The organism is Dyella sp. AD56, from assembly GCF_002878475.1.
GTDB lineage: Bacteria > Pseudomonadota > Gammaproteobacteria > Xanthomonadales > Rhodanobacteraceae > Dyella.
Genome location: NZ_NRDP01000006.1, coordinates 1 through 15,576, shown reverse-complemented (window position 1 = coordinate 15,576; position 15,576 = coordinate 1). Strand labels below are relative to the sequence as shown.

The 15,576-nt window shown below is 62.2% G+C and carries 15 protein-coding genes; 10 read left to right on the top strand and 5 right to left on the bottom strand.

Features of this window, described 5'->3' with window-relative positions; translation table 11 throughout:
• Positions 1-16: 16 nt before the first annotated feature.
• Together DyAD56_RS05815 and DyAD56_RS05810 are read right to left on the bottom strand one after the other, a co-directional pair.
• Positions 17-616 carry an NADPH-dependent F420 reductase gene (locus DyAD56_RS05815; protein ID WP_102301816.1) on the bottom strand — a complete coding sequence of 200 codons (600 nt, stop codon included), beginning with the start codon at positions 614-616 and terminating at the stop codon, positions 17-19.
• 70 nt (positions 617-686) lie between these two features.
• Complete coding sequence (locus DyAD56_RS05810) at positions 687-1,421, bottom strand: SDR family oxidoreductase (protein WP_102301815.1); 735 nt, start codon at positions 1,419-1,421, stop codon at positions 687-689.
• 110 nt (positions 1,422-1,531) lie between these two features.
• Here DyAD56_RS05810 and DyAD56_RS05805 point away from each other — a divergent pair, with 110 nt between their 5' ends.
• The 5 genes from DyAD56_RS05805 to DyAD56_RS05780 all read left to right on the top strand — a co-directional run bounded on the left by DyAD56_RS05805 (position 1,532) and on the right by DyAD56_RS05780 (position 8,173).
• Positions 1,532-1,927: a helix-turn-helix domain-containing protein gene (locus DyAD56_RS05805; RefSeq protein ID WP_102301814.1), complete on the top strand. Its 396-nt coding sequence runs from the start codon at positions 1,532-1,534 to the stop codon at positions 1,925-1,927.
• Between the two features lie 1,015 nt (positions 1,928-2,942).
• On the top strand, positions 2,943-3,734 hold the full coding sequence (locus DyAD56_RS05795; protein WP_199178893.1) for an alpha/beta hydrolase: 792 nt from the start codon (positions 2,943-2,945) through the stop codon (positions 3,732-3,734).
• Between the two features lie 72 nt (positions 3,735-3,806).
• Positions 3,807-4,151: a hypothetical protein gene (locus tag DyAD56_RS23530; protein WP_146010443.1), complete on the top strand. Its 345-nt coding sequence runs from the start codon at positions 3,807-3,809 to the stop codon at positions 4,149-4,151.
• Between the two features lie 136 nt (positions 4,152-4,287).
• Positions 4,288-7,341, top strand: coding sequence for a sensor histidine kinase (locus DyAD56_RS05785; protein WP_102301812.1), 3,054 nt, complete (start codon positions 4,288-4,290; stop codon positions 7,339-7,341).
• Between the two features lie 226 nt (positions 7,342-7,567).
• The gene (locus DyAD56_RS05780) at positions 7,568-8,173 is read left to right on the top strand and encodes a hypothetical protein (protein ID WP_102301811.1); all 606 of its coding nucleotides are present in this window, start codon (positions 7,568-7,570) and stop codon (positions 8,171-8,173) included.
• 12 nt (positions 8,174-8,185) lie between these two features.
• On the opposite strand, the gene DyAD56_RS05775 is transcribed toward DyAD56_RS05780, so the two are convergent.
• The 3 genes from DyAD56_RS05775 to DyAD56_RS05765 form a co-directional block, all read right to left on the bottom strand.
• A complete protein-coding gene (locus DyAD56_RS05775) occupies positions 8,186-8,995 on the bottom strand; it encodes an AAC(3) family N-acetyltransferase (RefSeq protein WP_102301810.1) in 810 nt (269 codons plus the stop codon).
• Positions 8,996-9,014: 19 nt separating this feature from the next.
• Positions 9,015-9,452, bottom strand: coding sequence for a carboxymuconolactone decarboxylase family protein (locus DyAD56_RS05770; RefSeq protein WP_102301809.1), 438 nt, complete (start codon positions 9,450-9,452; stop codon positions 9,015-9,017).
• A 129-nt stretch (positions 9,453-9,581) separates the two neighbouring features.
• Positions 9,582-10,331, bottom strand: a complete 750-nt coding sequence (locus tag DyAD56_RS05765; RefSeq protein ID WP_102301808.1) for an SDR family oxidoreductase — start codon at positions 10,329-10,331, stop codon at positions 9,582-9,584.
• A 101-nt stretch (positions 10,332-10,432) separates the two neighbouring features.
• On the opposite strand from DyAD56_RS05765, the gene DyAD56_RS05760 reads away from it, so the two are divergent.
• The 5 genes from DyAD56_RS05760 to DyAD56_RS05740 all read left to right on the top strand — a co-directional run.
• Positions 10,433-11,350, top strand: coding sequence for a LysR family transcriptional regulator (locus tag DyAD56_RS05760; RefSeq protein ID WP_102301807.1), 918 nt, complete (start codon positions 10,433-10,435; stop codon positions 11,348-11,350).
• Positions 11,351-11,572: 222 nt separating this feature from the next.
• Positions 11,573-12,622, top strand: a complete 1,050-nt coding sequence (locus DyAD56_RS05755) for a Dyp-type peroxidase (RefSeq protein ID WP_102301806.1) — start codon at positions 11,573-11,575, stop codon at positions 12,620-12,622.
• Positions 12,615-13,418 (top strand): family 1 encapsulin nanocompartment shell protein, encoded by an 804-nt coding sequence (locus DyAD56_RS05750; RefSeq protein WP_102301805.1) that lies wholly within the window; start codon positions 12,615-12,617, stop codon positions 13,416-13,418. The genes DyAD56_RS05755 and DyAD56_RS05750 overlap by 8 nt, the downstream gene beginning before the upstream one ends.
• A 33-nt stretch (positions 13,419-13,451) precedes the next feature.
• Positions 13,452-13,649, top strand: a complete 198-nt coding sequence (locus DyAD56_RS05745; protein ID WP_102301804.1) for a hypothetical protein — start codon at positions 13,452-13,454, stop codon at positions 13,647-13,649.
• A 99-nt stretch (positions 13,650-13,748) separates the two neighbouring features.
• The coding region (locus tag DyAD56_RS05740) for an FdhF/YdeP family oxidoreductase (RefSeq protein ID WP_102301803.1) at positions 13,749-15,576 on the top strand (1,828 nt) is incomplete at its 3' end.

Here is a 15,576-nt window from a genome sequence, read left to right as displayed (position 1 = left end):
GTGGATGTCGTGCTTCTCAGTCGAACTTGACGAGGTCCTTGAAGATCAATTGACCCCAACTATTTCCGCGCGCCTGCACTAGCAGTCCACCGTCGGAAAGTCCGCCAAGTTTGATCGGCGAGAAGCCGAGATTTTCCGCAAGCGCACTGATCTCCGCTGCGGCGCCTTCATCGTCGCTCGCCAGAAACACGACTCTCTTGCCGCCATGTACGTTTGGATCCTGGCCAAGGACGGCAGCGCCCAAATGGTTGAAGCCCTTGACCAGTTTGCCGCCGGTGAACGCCTGCGCGACGAACTTGGAAGAGGGCAGTCCGCCCAGTTCATCAGGGGACACGCCGTAGGCATTGGTCACATCAATGATGGTCTTGCTCTTCCATGTCGGCAACGCCTTCGCGACATCCGGGTGGGATTCGAAGCGGACGGCTAAAAATAGGATGTCCGCCTTGACGGCTTCCGCCAGTTTTTTAGGAGTGATCTCCGGTCCGATAGCGGCCGCGACGGATGCAAAACTTTCAGGCGCGCGCGTGGTTGCCACGGATACTTCAATGCCGTTGCGGGCAAACGCCTTAGCCAAGGCCTGGCCGATATGGCCGAAGCCGATAATTGCGTAACTCATGGTTTTTCTCCTTGGGTTTGATACACCCGACCGGCTCCGACTGGAATGGATGACCGGCCGGGCGTGCGCATCAGAGTTGCGCCAGGCCGCCGTCGACGGCGAGCTCGCTAGCGGTCATGAAGCTGCTGTCGGGCGACGCGAGGAAGGCTGCCGCCGCTGCGATTTCCGATGGATCGGCCATGCGCAAAAGCGGAGTCATCGAGGCGTAGATTTTCTGGCCTTCTTCACCTAGCGCTGCCTTCGCGAGTTCGGTCGCCGTCGCTCCGGGCGACAGCACGTTGACGCGGATGCCGGTGCCTTTTAGGTCCTCCGCCCAGGTCCGCGCGAGGTTGCGCACGGCCGCCTTGCTCGCGCTGTAGGCGCTCATTCCCGGCGCGCCCGTGGTGCCGGCGCTCGACCCGGTCAGGATGATCGAACCGCCATCACCCATCAGCGGCAGCGCCTTCTGAACCGTGAAGATCGTACCTTTCACATTGGTATTGAAGGTCTCATCAATGTGCTCGGCGGTGATCTTGCCGAGCGCCGCCTGGCTGCCCGCTCCGGCGTTGGCGAACACGATGTCGAGGGTTCCGCGTTCGGCCTTTACCGCCGCGTAAAGTCGATCGAGGTCGGCTTCATCCGAGACCGAGCCTATCACCGCGCGGGCATTGGGCCCGAGGTCCGCGATAGCGGTGTCGAGTGCATCTTGTCGGCGGCCGAAAATGAAGACGAACGCGCCTTCCTCGATAAAGCGTTTTGCTGCCGCGCGGCCGATGCCAGTAGCGCCGCCAGTGACTACGACGGTCTTTCCATTCAATCTATTCATGACGTGCATCCTTGGTTGAAGTGTTATGCAAACAGGTATCTGCTTGCTTGAGCACAAGGATGCGGCTCTGATAACCTATCGACAAGTATGCACCTTTTGGTAAGTATTAAATGACAACGACTCTTCCAACCTGCAGCTCTGGCCGTACCGGTCGTACCAGCGGTCCCAACTTCTCCTGCGGGCTCGACGCCACGCTTCGCATCATCGCGGGCAAGTGGAAACCGCTGGTCCTGTTTTTTCTGCGGGATGGCCCAAAGCGTTACGGCGAACTCAAGCGCCTGACACAAGGCGTCAGCGACAAGGTGCTGATCCAGTCATTGAAGGATCTGGAGGCCGATCAGGTGCTGGCACGGACCGACTACAAAGAAGTGCCGCCGCGTGTGGACTACACGCTGACCCCGCTCGGCCGCAGCCTGGCCGAGGCGATCGTCCCGCTATGCACCTGGGGAACCGAGAACGCTGTGGAGATGGCAGGTATCTTCGCAAAACGCGGCACCTTGGCGTAGCCCGATGGTGAAGAACCACTGAGCCGGACGATCCTTTTCACTCATCGCTTTTTATGAGGCGCAGGATTTGATGAGTCATTGCCCGGGGCTCGTGTCCACTTCTGAGGCTCGCGCCATGGCTTGCGTGTCGATGTACTCCTGAATGTTTTTCACTCTGCCGTCCCGAACGGTGATGGCGAAGATCCAGTTGTCTTCGAATGCCTTGCTAGTGGCCAGAATTTTTCCCTTCGCGAAGCCGATAACAAAAACGCGGTCTCCCTGCCGTATCTGAATGGACGTAAGCCATTCTATGTTCGCCACCGAAAGAGCGAGGGGCCTTGGATTGACTATACGGGCCAGTCATCGAAGGCTTTTGATCGAACGAGATTTAAGGTTTTGGCGCAAGAGCTCGTCCAGAAGGACGAGGCTCGCTGGTCGATTTTTAAGCAGGGGCAAAGTACATGAGCGTCTCTGAGCTACCTCTGTTCAGTAGGCTGCTAGAACGAATCAGTAGTCGCTGAAAATACTTTAGCTCGGCCGTCGGTTGCGAAATAAGCCGGCGACCCCTGCCGTGCCTTTTTTCGATGTAGTGATCTTTGTAACGATTAGGAGCCGTCGCGATAAGGACCACGAGCTCTTGCCTAGAGAGTGGCGACGCCTCGGAGTTTGCCCATCTGCAGATTCACGAGGCTGCTGTTGCGTATCGCACAGGCTACTCGATACGAAATCATGCCGAGCCGCACAAACGATCGAAGTACTTACTTAAGCTTGATTTCAAAGATTTCTTCCCTAGCCTTAAAGCTACTGCTCTTGAGCTTCAGCTCGCCTTGGGCCGGGGGCGTACTCGGTGGATGCGCGCATCTTCGGGCGACGCATCGTCGAGGTTCCCAAGTCATAGCCACGTGCTGCGCAGGGGTGCGAGTGGGTGGGAGAAGGGTTCGACAAAGGCACGTGGGCACATCTCATGAGCCGCGTGCGGGCTGCGTTACAGCGCCGTTGCCCGTATGCATTTCATTGCGCTGTAGGAGCGTCACATATGAACCTGACTAAGTACTTGGCGGCGGGTGCAGTGGGTTGTGCCATGGTGATGGCGGGCGGTACGGCGCGCGCGGACGATGCGCGTCCTTCGATCGTGCTGGTCCATGGCGGTTTCGTTGACGGATCGGGCTGGAAGGGCGTGTACGACATCCTCAAGCAGGATGGGTATCAGGTCAGCATTGTGCAGAACCCCACCAGTTCGCTGGCCGAAGACGTGGCTTTCACCAAGCGCGTACTCGATGCGCAAAGCGGCCCGGTGGTGCTGGTCGGGCACTCCTACGGTGGCGCTGTGATCACCGAGGCAGGCAATGCGCCCAACGTGAAGGCGCTGGTCTACATCACGGCGTTTGCGCCGGATACGGGCGAGTCGGTGCAATCGCTGCTGAAGGATCCGCCGCCGGGCGCGCCGGTGCCGCCCATCCTGCCGCCGAAGGATGGCTGGCTGATGCTGGATAGCGGCAAGTTCGCGGCGTCGTTCGCCGGTGATCTGCCGCCGAAGGAGGCCGCCTTCATGGCCAATTCGCAGGTGCCGTGGAATGTGGCCGCGCTTGGCGGAACCATCACGCAGGCCGCCTGGAAAACCAAACCGGCGTTCTACCTGCTGGTGGATGGCGATCACATGATCCCGATCGAGGCGCAGCGCAACATGGCCAAGCGCGCACACGCTACAGTGGCGAACACCAAGGGCAGCCATGCGATCTATGTATCGAACCCGAAAGTGGTGGCGGCATTGATCGAGCAGGCGGCGAAGAGTGTCGCGACGAACAAGGTCGCGCAGGTAACGAAGTAAGCGTTGCTGCAACGTTGGGAGGCTCCGCCTGGGGCCTCCCTTTCTTCGTTGGATGGATACGGGAGCCACCTCATGTCGGACACCCGATCGGCCTCTTCGTTTGCGCTTGGGCAGCCAGCCACGCGCGTGCGCTTCTCATCGATGGCGCTGGTGGTTTCGCGCGATCAACCCGTGTGTGCTCCGGCGACGCCATGCTGCCCCGAGCGTCGCGCAGTGCCGAACATCCATAAGGATGCGATGGCAGTGATGGACATGGCGGGCGATATCGAAACCGACCGATACCTGTTGCAGGCGTGGTACAGCGGTGTGCCTATTGGCGAGCTTGGTGGGTGTACGGCGGCGGAGTTGGTTGCGCGTGGGGAGGCTGAGCGCGTGATGGGTTTTCTCAGGGCGATACGGGAGGGCTGGCGCGACTGAGGATCACGAGGTGGTGTGCATTCGCACATGCCTTCGCGCGATCTTGCGTACTATCCTCGGCCACACATCCATCGGCTGGGAAGCCGACGGTCTAAGCCTGAGCACCGCAGTGGCGTTTCATGTGGGGGGAGCGAGCATGGGTGGGGAGACCGGCGGATTCCGTTGTCGTTGCCTTGCCCGTTGGGCATGCCGTGCGCTATCGGCGACGCTGCTCGCAGGCCTGATTTGGTCGGCCAGCGTACCCGCAGCGGATGCGCCCGCGCCGCGCGACATCAGTCAGTGGCATCACACTGCATGGACGTTTGCCGGCGGCGCGCCGGGGCAGGTGTCGATGCTCCACCAGTCGAGTGATGGCTTTCTGTGGCTGGGCGCGGCGCAATCGCTCTATCGCTTCGATGGCGTGAAGTTCGAGCGCTTTGTGCCGGACGATGGTCAGCCGATCACCTTCTCCTTCGAGATCACAGACACACCGGATGGCGGTATGTGGATCGGCTTGGCTGCCGGCGGCATCGTCTACCTCCACGGCCGCCATGTGGTGCGTTATGGACCGGAGCAAGGCGCGCCTTTGGCCACGGTGCAACAGATCGTGGTGGGCAGTGACGGGCGCGTGTGGGCTGCCAGTCCGCGCGGACTGTATTTTCTTCAGGGTCAGCGCTGGGAAAAGGCCGGTCCTGCGCAGGGGTTTCCCGGCAGCAGCGCCAGCCGGTTGCTGCTGGATCGCAGCGGTGCACTCTGGGTGGCGGCAAAGACTCTGTTGCGTATGCCGCGCGGGGCCACGTCGTTCGTCGATACCGGCATCAAGGTGGCCTTTGTCTACGACATGGTGCAGGCGCCGGACGGGTTGATCTGGGCGGGCCAGCCCAATCGCGTGGGTCCGGTCGCCATGGCGGATGGCACCGCCTACACGGGCGACGTGCATTACGCGTGGGATTCCGCCGGCATGGTGTTCGATCGCGATGGCACGTTGTGGTTGAGCACGCTTGGCAACGGGCTGAAGCGATTGCGCTTGGACGCGCACGGCAGCGTGATGCCCGATGTCGTGATGGATACGTACACGGCGAGCCAAGGGCTGAGCGCGGACTACGCGTGGCCCATCCTGCAAGACCGCGAGGGGAACGTCTGGGTGGGCACCAGCGCGGGGCTGGATCGCTTCCGGCAAGGCGCGTTGCTACCGCAACCGTTCCCGACGGGCTCCCATGACTTTGCGCTGGCCACCGACGGCAAGGGCGGCATCATTGCCGGTACCACCAACCATCCACCCATGCTGTTGGCGGATGGGCAAGTGACGACGCTACTGCCGGAAAATGCGAAGCCCGACGCGCCGGTGCGCGCGGCGTATCGCGACGAACGCGGACGTGTGTGGTTAGGCAGCGATGCGGGTCTATGGATATGGGAGGGCGGCCACCTCACTCAGGTCGCCGCGTTGCCGCCCGTCGTGGGCAAGAGCGAACAAGTGCAAGCCATCACCAGTGACTATGACGGCGGCGTGTGGGTGGCGCTGTTGTATCAGGGTCTTTGGCATTGGCGCGATGATCAGTGGACCCACCTGTCCGACAAGGCGCCCACCGCCATTCTGTCGAGCCCCGACGGGACGCTGTTGGCGTTGAGCCACGTGCTGCAACACTACGAGAAGGGCGTGCTGGTGCGCTCTGTCGACCTGTCAGCCTTGCAGGTGGTGCAAACCACGGTGCTAGGGGCAGGCAATGGCCACACATGGGTAGGCAGCGCCATGTACTGGGGCGTGTATGACGGCAAGGCCGTACGCCGCATCCGCAGCAAAGGCGATCAGATCTGGGGCATCGGCGCGTTTATGGAAACGCCGCAGGGCGATCTGTGGATCGATGCCGTGCCGGGTATTTTCCATGTGCCGACGGCGGAGGTGAAGCGAGTGCTGGCCCAGCCCGATGCCGTTCTCAACGACTTTGTCAGCTACGACTATCTTGATGGTCTCCCCGGCCGGCCATCGATGATACGGCCCATACCCGGCGCGGTTCGCGCGGATGACGGTACGTTGTGGTTCTCCACCAGCAACGGTGTCGCGTCGATCGATCCGGCGCATCTTCCGCACAATACGCTGCCGCCACCCATCAGCATTACGGCGGCGCGCATCGACAACACGAATGTCGATATCGACCACACACTCAGTGTGCCGCCCGGCGCAACTAACCTCGAAGTGCACTACACCGCATTGAGTCTCACCATTCCCGAACGCGTAGCTTTCCAATACAGGTTGGAGGGTTGGGACAAAGACTGGCAGGACGTTGGCAATCGCCGCACCGCGTATTACAGCGACCTGTCGCCAGGGCAGTATCGGTTCGTGGTGCGTGCATCCAACAACGATGGCGTGTGGAACAACGACGGTGCTTCGCTGGGCATCGCGGTACAGCCCGCGTTCTACCAGACCTGGTGGTTCCGGCTGCTTTGCATCGTCGCCGTTGTGTTGTTGCTCGGGTTGGCGTTGCGCGCACGGCTTCTTTACATGGAGCGCAGCGTGCGCGAGCGCCTGGAAGTGCAGCACGCCGAGCGCGACCGCATTGCCCGCGAAATTCACGATACGCTGCTGCAGGGCGTGCAGGGACTGGCGCTGCGTATCCAGTCCGTGGCCAATCAGATTCCGCGCGAGCAACAGGCGCGGCACGCCCTGGAAGGGGAGTTGGACCGCGTGGATATGGTGGTTTCCGAGGCGCGCAAGCGCGTGCTGGATTTGCGCACACACACTACGGAGCATTTGCAGGAAGCGCTGGCGCAGGTGGCCGGCATTCTCGCCGTCAACAGCACCATGGATTTCCGCGTGCTGGTAGAAGGCCGGCCGCGCGCATTGCGGTCGGGCGTTCACACGGAAGTGCTATCGATCGCCAAGGAAGCGATGTTCAACGCTTTCTTGCACTCCAAGGGCAGCTTGCTGGAAGTAGAGATCGCCTATCTCGGCAACGCCTTGCGATTGTGCGTCCGCGACAACGGCGTGGGCATGACGGAACAACTGCTGCAATCAGGCCGACCCAACCATTGGGGTCTGGGCGGAATGCGCGAGCGGGCCGAGGAAATCTCCGCGAAGATCCACATCTGGTCACGCGAAGGCGAAGGCTGCGAGATCGAACTGACCGTGCCGGGCAGCGTGGCTTTCGCGGCCCGGGAGCAGCTGTGGCGGCGGTGGCTGGCGCGCATCCATGTTTCCACGATGGGTGCGTAGAGAACCTCCGAGTCGCGCACATGGCTGCGTGGCACCATTCCTTACGGTGGTTGGGGTGAAGGTGGCGTTTCGAGGTAAAGCGGACATTGCGAAATGGGCGGTGCATGCGAACCATCGGCACGCCCGGTTTCGGTGTGCTCGCAGCATGGCGGAGCAGGGCTTAGCGTGGACCAGAAGCCCTTCAGGATTTCATCACATCACGGTATGAACTCAACAGGAGGTCAGCGTGCATCGCATGAAATGGCAAGCATCGAAGCTCGTTCTTTCCCTGCTTATCGGGGTGGTGTCATTCGCCGGGTGGCTATCGTCGAGCGCGGCGGCAGAGGCTCCCACGAACCCGACGGCTGTCTTCGCCGAACCACTGCGTGACGGTTCCCATGATTTCGATTTTCTCATCGGCGATTGGAAAGCCCATGTTCGCCGGCTGCCCGATCGCCTGAACAACTCGACGGCCTGGGACGTGTACGACGGCATCTCCAATCATCACAAGCTGCTCGACACCAATGCCAACTTCGAACAGTTCGAGGTGACCAGCCCGGACAAGAAGCTGCACATCAAGGCGCAGACCATGCGCATGTACAACCCGGATACGCATCAATGGAACATCTACGGCCTGGACCTGGACAAGGGTGAGCTCGATGCACCGGTGATTGGTGAATTCCACGGCAACCGCGGTGAGTTCTACAACCACCAGACGTGGAAAGGGCGCACGATCCTGGTTCGCTGGATGTGGCTGAACATCTCACCCAAGGCGGCACGGATGGAGCAGTCGTTCTCTCCCGATGGCGGCCAGCATTGGGAGGTGAACTGGATCTGTGAGTTGAGTCGCTAGCGATCCGCGCTGCTAACGGAGTGCCACCTGTTCCGCATCGGTAAGCAATGCATCAAGGCGTGTCGTCGCGAAATCGACGAACGGTCCGCTGGCCATGAGCTGGCAGGGCGCGGATGCGATGCGTCGGTGACGGATCAGGCCGGCTGCGTCGGCATCTGCGCCGACTTGCGGAAAGAAACGCCCGTTGTCGTCGCCGACATCGGGCACCTCCATCCATACGCGTTCACTAGCGTTCTCATAGGGAAATCGGCGGCGTTTGGTGCGATGGCGTGGCGTCAGCGATTCCGCGTAGTGAAGGAACGTGTTGCGGTTGTGACCCACGCCGAGCAGCAGAATATGCGCACCCAGCGCGTATAGCTGCTCGAATGGCGACTGCTTGCCTAAAGCATAGGCGAGCGGATGATCAGCCGTGATGGTTTCGGCGTGAGGCCCGATGGCGGCGACCGAAGCCTGCGGGTGGAAGCTGCGCCGATGACGCGCGTCAGCAAGCACGGCATTCGGCACCGCGCCCATCAGTGTTGGAGTGGTTCGGTGGAACAGTGGCACGTGCGATCCGAGGGAATCGCCAGGCGTGCTACTCGACTCCCCGTCGTGGGGCTGCGGGTCAGAAATCTGTGGCGTAAAGGTGGGCACCACCAGTGTCCCCGCATCGCCCATGCAACCCAGCAAGGCCTCCACCACCGCCGCGCCGCCTCCGATCACATTGCCGAAGGCGGACAGCGACGAATGCACGATGACCACGCCTCCCCGCGGAACGCCAAAGTCCTCCAAAGCCTGCCGCAGGAAGGCGGCATCGACCGGCGGGTGAGGTTGGTTGCGCATGGGCGGTGCGTTCCTGGATTCAGGCTGGCATCTTGCGGAAGCCGATGGCAATGCGGTTCCAACCGTTGATCGCCACCACTAGCAGGGAGAGGTCGGTCAGCTCTTCGTCGGAGAAATGGGGGCGCACTGCTTCCCACACATCATCCGGCACGTGGTTCTCGCTGACCAGGGTCAGTGCCTCGGTCCAGGCCAGCGCCGCGCGTTCGCGCTCGGTGAAGAACGGTGTTTCGCGCCAGCCAGGTAGGGTGGCCAGACGGCGCGGGTTCTCGCCGGCCTTGAGGGCATCGGTCGAGTGCAGGTCCATGCAGTAAGCGCAGCCGTTGATCTGTGACGCACGCAGGCGCACCAGCTCGATCAGCGGTTTCTCCAGCGCGCTCTGGGCGATGCGCTGTTCCAGGCCAACCATCGCCTTGAGGGCGGCGGGGTTGGCCTTGTAGTAATCGAGGCGTTGATTCATGGGGCTTCTCCAAAGCGGTGGGGATTGGGGATACGTGGTAAGGCGTCGTGTCCGATGCTGTGTTGGCGGATGACGTTCTTTTCAAGCGGTGATCGTGGCGGGTAGGGAGCCCGCCACGATCACCCTGTTTCACAGCTGACTCATGCCGCCATCGGCGATCACTTCGGTGCCCACGATAAAAGCCGATTCGCGCGCGGTAAGGTGCAGCACGGTCGCGGCGATCTCTTCCGGTTCGCCAAAGCGGCCCAGCGGAACCTGCGCCTGGATATGCGCGGCCACCGCATCCAATGCGGAGGCATCGACGCCGAGCTTGTTGTAGAGCGGCGTGCTCACCGGCCCGGGGCTGACCACGTTCACCCGCACACCGCGCGGCAGCAGTTCGGCGGAAAGCGTGCGTGCCAGGCTCACTAGCGCGGCCTTGCTTGCGGCGTAGATCGATGTGTCCGGCATGCCGATATGCGCGTTGATCGAGCCGTTGATGACGATGGCCGCGCCCTGGTTGAGCAAGGGGAGCAAGGCCTGCAATTGGAAGTACGGCCCTTTCACGTTGGTATCGAAGATCTGATTCCACAATGCCTCGTCCGCGTTCTCCAGCGAAGCGAATTTGGCGATGCCTGCGTTGACGAAGACGGCATCGAGGCGCAAGCCGCGATGGGTCAGTTCGTCGGCCAGCGCCTTGGCGGCCGGCAGCGAGCCGGCATCGTTCGCCAGGGCAACGGCTTGCGGGCCGATGGCGTTGGCAGCCTGCGCCAATGCAGCCGCATCGCGGCCGGTGATGACCACGCGGGCGCCTTCGGCGGCATAGGCCTTGGCGGCTGCCAGCCCGATACCGCTGCTGCCGCCGGTGACGAGTACGGTCTTATCTGCAAAACGTTTCATGGTGGTGACTCCAAAGGATGGTGGGAACAGTTGCCATCCTGCGCGTCGGTGGGGGCTTTGCCGTACGATGGAGCGAGCGCAGACGTTCGAAGGTATCGAACATGTTGTCGAACGACGAACTGGCCTTACTGCAAGCCATCCACAGCAGCGGCAGCCTTACCCGTGCGGCAGCTTTGCTGGACAAGGCGCCCTCAACCGTTTCGCATGCGGCCCGGCAGTTGGAGGCGCGCTTCGACGCCTTGCTATTCGACCGGCGCCGCTACCGCCTGCAGCTCACGCCGGCGGGGCTATTGCTGGCGCAGGAATCCGCCCGTCTTGCCCAGGACGTCTCGCGCGTTACACAGCGCGTGAAACAAGTGGCCGGCGGCTGGGAAGACCGACTGTGGGTGGTGACGGACGAAGTGCTGGAATTTGAAACGTTGCTGCCCGTGATCCGCGCGTTCGACGCGCTCAAGTCCGGCGTATTACTGCGTATCACCCATGAAGTGCTCAACGGCACCTGGGAGGCGCTACGCGACGGCCGTGCGGATCTAGTGGTCGGCGCCACCAATGCGCCGCCGGTGATCCCCAACTTGCGCTGGGCGGAACTGGGCGTGATGGAGTGGGTGTTCGCGGTATCGCCACGCCATCCAGTGGCCAAGCTCACCGAGCCGCTGGAGCAAGAACAACTGCTGCCGTATCGCGCCGTAGTGGTGGCCGACACCGCGCGAGGCCTGGACAGCCGCAGCTTTGGCATCCTTGGCGGCCAGACCATGCTGGCCGTGCCGAGCATGCGCGCCAAGGTACTGGCCCAGCGCGACGGCCTGGGTGTGGGCTGGCTGCCCCGCCAGCGCGTGCAGTCGCTGCTCAAACGCGGCGACCTAGTGGAGAAACGCATGGCGGCGCCGCGCGAGCCGAACCGTCTCTACGTGGGCTGGCGCGGTGACCACCCTGGCCGCGCGCTGGACTGGTGGCTGGAGCAACTGCGGCAACCACGCCTGGCGAAGAAGTTACTGCAGGGCATCGATGCGTGGGATTGAGCGTATCCACACCACGAACCTACGCGCTGCATCTTGCTTGTGCGGGGCGCGGTTGGGTGGTGCGTAGACCTTGTGTGACAGCTTGTTGACGAGCCGTTCGCGAGAATCGTCCACCGGGCAAGTGGCCAACGAATCCTTCGAGGGGGTTGATTGTCGGCCCGCTTGGGTGCCTCATGGCGTGACGGCCATGCATCAGAGACTCAGGCCATAAAGGAGTGGATTGTGCCTTCCATCGTTTCGCAACCGGTTGCAGAAAAACTCACGCAGTCGGCCATCTTTCTCGTGGTGACACTGTCGCCACAGCCGCAGACCGATCTTGCCGTGCGCGCGCTCTGCGCGGACATGTCATCGCTGTTGCGCGGCATCGGCTTCCGCCACCCGACGCGACGCCTGACGTGCACCATGGGCTTCGGTTTGGACACGTGGGATCGTCTGTTCGGGCAGCCGCGTCCCGCCGAGCTGCATCCGTTCATCGAGATCAAGGGCGAGCACCACGCCCCGTCGACGCCGGGCGACTTACTCTTCCATATCCGCGCCACGCATATGGACCTGTGCTTCGAGCTGGCGTCCCAGATCATGTCCCGCATCGGTGATGGTGTTACCTCCGCAGACGAAGTGCATGGCTTCAAGTACTTCGATGAGCGCGACCTGCTGGGTTTTGTCGATGGTACCGAGAACCCGGTAGATCAGGCTGCGCTGGACGCCGTCCTCATCGGTGACGAAGATGCGGACTTCGCTGGTGGCAGCTATGTCATCGTGCAGAAGTACCTGCACGACCTGAAGGCGTGGAACAAGCTGCCGGTGGAGCAGCAGGAGCGCATCATCGGGCGGCACAAGCTGTCGGATATCGAGCAGGCGGAGGATGCCAAGGCGAGCTACGCGCATAACGTGCTTACCAACATCGAAGAGAACGGCGAGCAGTTGCAGATTCTGCGGGACAACATGCCGTTCGGCGACGTCTCTAAGGGCGAGTTTGGCACCTACTTCATCGGCTACGCACGCTCGCCGTCGCGTACCGAGAAGATGCTCAACAACATGTTCATCGGCAACCCGCCTGGCAACTATGATCGCCTGCTGGACTTCAGCAAGGCGGTCACTGGATCGCTGTTTTTCGTTCCAACCGCCAGTTTCCTCGATGATGTGGATCCGGAAGGCGCGCCGTCGTCGGCCGTAGCGGTCCAGGACGCATCCCCTGCAGCGAACGCATCTACGCCTTCGCCTGACGGTTCGCTCGGTATCGGTTCGCTCAAAGGAGAGCCTGCACATGAATAATCTTCACCGGAAGCTTGCGCCCATTTCCACCGGGGCGTGGGAACAGATCGAGCAGGAAGCGGCGCGCACCCTGAAGCGCCATCTGGCCGCGCGTCGCGTGGTCGATGTGCTGGGGCCCAAGGGCACGGAGTTCTCTTCGGTGGGCACGGGACATCAAGAGAAGATCAAGTCGCCGGACGGTGACATCGAAGCTCACCTGCGCGAAGTGAAGCCGGTGGTGGAGCTGCGCGTGCCATTCGAGCTTTCGCGCAAGGCGCTCGACTCGGTCGAGCGTGGCGCGAACGATCCGGATCTGCAGCCGCTTAAGGACGCCGCGCGCAAGATCGCCTTCGCCGAAGATCGCGCCGTGTTTGAAGGCTACGATCAGGCTCACATCGAAGGCATCCGCAAGGGCAGCAGCAACAAGGCTATCCCGCTGCCGAAGGACGTCACCGGTTATCCAGCCGTGGTGGCGCAGGCAGTGAGCCAGTTGCGCGAGATGGGCGTCAACGGACCGTACACGCTGTTGCTGGGCGAGCAGTCGTATACCGCAGTGAGTGCGGCTACCCAGCACGGTTACCCGGTGGCGCGCGACATGCGCAACCTAGTGGATGGCGACATCATCTGGGCACCGGCCATCAGCGGCGGCGTGGTGCTGAGCACGCGCGGCGGTGATTTCGAGCTCCACCTGGGGCAGGACATCTCCATCGGCTACCTCAGCCACAACGAGAACACGGTGCAGCTCTATCTGCAGGTGTCGTTCACCTTCCTGCAGCTGACGGCCGAAGCTGCGGTGATGCTATCGCCCAGCAAGTAAGACCCTGACGAAGGTTGCCGAGGAGGGCTCTGCATGGACGAGTTCGATCTCTACATCAACCCAAAGAAGCCGACGCTCGGACTCTACGTGAGAAAGGGCGCCGGGCTTCCCGATCTGTCGGACCCCGGTCAATGGCAGCTCGAAGGCCACGTGTGGGCCAACGAGCTGCCACCGGCGATCCTTCAGGGCCTTGAGGCCAACGGGCATGCCTTCCAGGAACTGGGTGGCTGACTCCGTCATCGTGGCGCGCAGGTTTGCCGTGCGGTAACTGCGTTTTGTGTATAAAGGCCTGATCCGCGACACGCATCAGGCTTTGCAGGACGTTGTTTCATGGCTGACCAAGACATTCCCGGCATCCGCATCTACGACAAGCCGGCGGGCGGATGGGGCGCGTTGCGCGCCACCGCGCGCGCCGTGCGCGAACAGATGGACGCCGCGGACGCGACGATCACCCTGCTGCGCACCAATAAGCCCGAGGGTTTCGACTGCCCCGGTTGTGCATGGCCGGACAAGAAGCACACGTCGACCTTCCAGTTTTGCGAGAACGGCGCGAAAGCCGTTACCTGGGAAGCCACGCACAAACGCGTGCCGCCGACCTTCTTTGCCGCCAACACGGTGAGTTCGTTGTGGCACTGGAGCGACTACGAACTGGAAGACGAGGGGCGCCTGACGCACCCCATGGTCTACAACGCGGACAAGGACATCTACGAAGCCATCAGCTGGGACGACGCCTTTGCGCGCATCGGCGAGATTCTGCGCGGCATGGACGACCCGGATACGGTGGAGTTCTACACCTCGGGCCGCGCCTCGAACGAGGCCGCCTTCCTTTACCAGTTGTTCGCGCGGGAGTTCGGCACCAATAACTTCCCCGATTGTTCCAACATGTGTCACGAAGCCACCAGTGTGGGCTTGCCGCACGCCATTGGCATTGGCAAGGGTACGGTGTCGCTGGACGACTTCGACCATTGCGAACTCATTATCGCGATGGGCCACAACCCGGGCACCAACCATCCGCGCATGATGGGCACGCTGCATGAGGTGGCACGTCGCGGTGCGCCCATCATCGTGTTCAATCCGCTGAAGGAACGCGCGCTGGAGCGCTTCGCCGATCCGCAGGATGCGCTGGAGATGGCGACGCTCAGCTCGACGCCGATTGCATCGACGTATTTGCAGGTAAAGATTGGCGGCGATGCGGCAGCACTCAAAGGCATCATGAAAGCGCTGCTGGAGATGGATGCCGCGGCTGGGCCGGATTCGAGCGTGCTCGATCATGCTTTCATCCGCGAGCACACCCAGGGCTTCGACGCGCTGGCGGATGATCTTCGCGCGACGACGTGGGAAGAGATCGAGGCGACCGCCGGGCTTGCCGAAAGTGATCTGCGTGCCGTGGCCGTGGCGTATGCCAAGTCCAACGCGACCATCATCACCTACGGCATGGGGATGACCCAGCACCGTACCGGTACGCAGAACGTGCAGCAGGTAGCGAACCTACTGTTGTTGCGCGGCAACTTCGGCAAGCCGGGCGCGGGCATCTGCCCGTTGCGCGGACACTCGAACGTGCAGGGTGACCGCACAGTCGGCATTACCGAGAAGCCCACTGCCGTATTGCTGGACCGCATCGAGCAGACCTTTGGTTTCCGCCCGCCGGCCACGCATGGCCACGATGCCGTGGCAGCCATGCAGGCCATCATCGAGGGTCGCTCAAAAGCGCTGCTCTGTCTGGGTGGCAATCTGGCCATGGCGATGCCTGATCCGGAGGCGTGTCTGCCCGCTATGCGCCGCTTGGAACTGCAGGTGCATGTGGCGACCAAGCTCAATCGCTCGCACCTGCTCACCGGCAAACACACCTTTTTGCTGCCGTGCCTGGGCCGCACCGAGCGCGACATGCAAGCGGCCGGGCCGCAATCGGTGACGGTGGAAGATTCGATGTCCATGGTGCATGCCTCGCGCGGCAAGCTCGCGCCGGCTTCCGAGGCTTTGCGTTCGGAGCCCGCTATCGTCGCCGGCCTGGCGCGGGCGACGTTGCCTCAGACCCGCGTGCCGTGGATGGAACTGATCGCGGATTACGATCGCATCCGCGATGCTATCGCCTCGGTCTTTCCCGATTTCGGCAACTACAACGAGCGCATCCGTGTGCCCGGTGGTTTCCGTTTGCCGC

Excerpts from the sequence above, each read along its gene's own strand:
- DyAD56_RS05815 (WP_102301816.1), bottom strand. The coding sequence starts at position 616 with ATGAGTTACGCAATTATCGGCTTCGGCCATATCGGCCAGGCCTTGGCT.
- DyAD56_RS05810 (WP_102301815.1), bottom strand. The coding sequence starts at position 1,421 with ATGAATAGATTGAATGGAAAGACCGTCGTAGTCACTGGCGGCGCTACT.
- DyAD56_RS05805 (WP_102301814.1), top strand. The coding sequence starts at position 1,532 with ATGACAACGACTCTTCCAACCTGCAGCTCTGGCCGTACCGGTCGTACC.
- DyAD56_RS05795 (WP_199178893.1), top strand. The coding sequence starts at position 2,943 with ATGAACCTGACTAAGTACTTGGCGGCGGGTGCAGTGGGTTGTGCCATG.
- DyAD56_RS23530 (WP_146010443.1), top strand. The coding sequence starts at position 3,807 with ATGTCGGACACCCGATCGGCCTCTTCGTTTGCGCTTGGGCAGCCAGCC.
- DyAD56_RS05785 (WP_102301812.1), top strand. The coding sequence starts at position 4,288 with ATGGGTGGGGAGACCGGCGGATTCCGTTGTCGTTGCCTTGCCCGTTGG.
- DyAD56_RS05775 (WP_102301810.1), bottom strand. The coding sequence starts at position 8,995 with ATGCGCAACCAACCTCACCCGCCGGTCGATGCCGCCTTCCTGCGGCAG.
- DyAD56_RS05770 (WP_102301809.1), bottom strand. The coding sequence starts at position 9,452 with ATGAATCAACGCCTCGATTACTACAAGGCCAACCCCGCCGCCCTCAAG.
- DyAD56_RS05765 (WP_102301808.1), bottom strand. The coding sequence starts at position 10,331 with ATGAAACGTTTTGCAGATAAGACCGTACTCGTCACCGGCGGCAGCAGC.
- DyAD56_RS05760 (WP_102301807.1), top strand. The coding sequence starts at position 10,433 with ATGTTGTCGAACGACGAACTGGCCTTACTGCAAGCCATCCACAGCAGC.
- DyAD56_RS05750 (WP_102301805.1), top strand. The coding sequence starts at position 12,615 with ATGAATAATCTTCACCGGAAGCTTGCGCCCATTTCCACCGGGGCGTGG.
- DyAD56_RS05745 (WP_102301804.1), top strand. The coding sequence starts at position 13,452 with ATGGACGAGTTCGATCTCTACATCAACCCAAAGAAGCCGACGCTCGGA.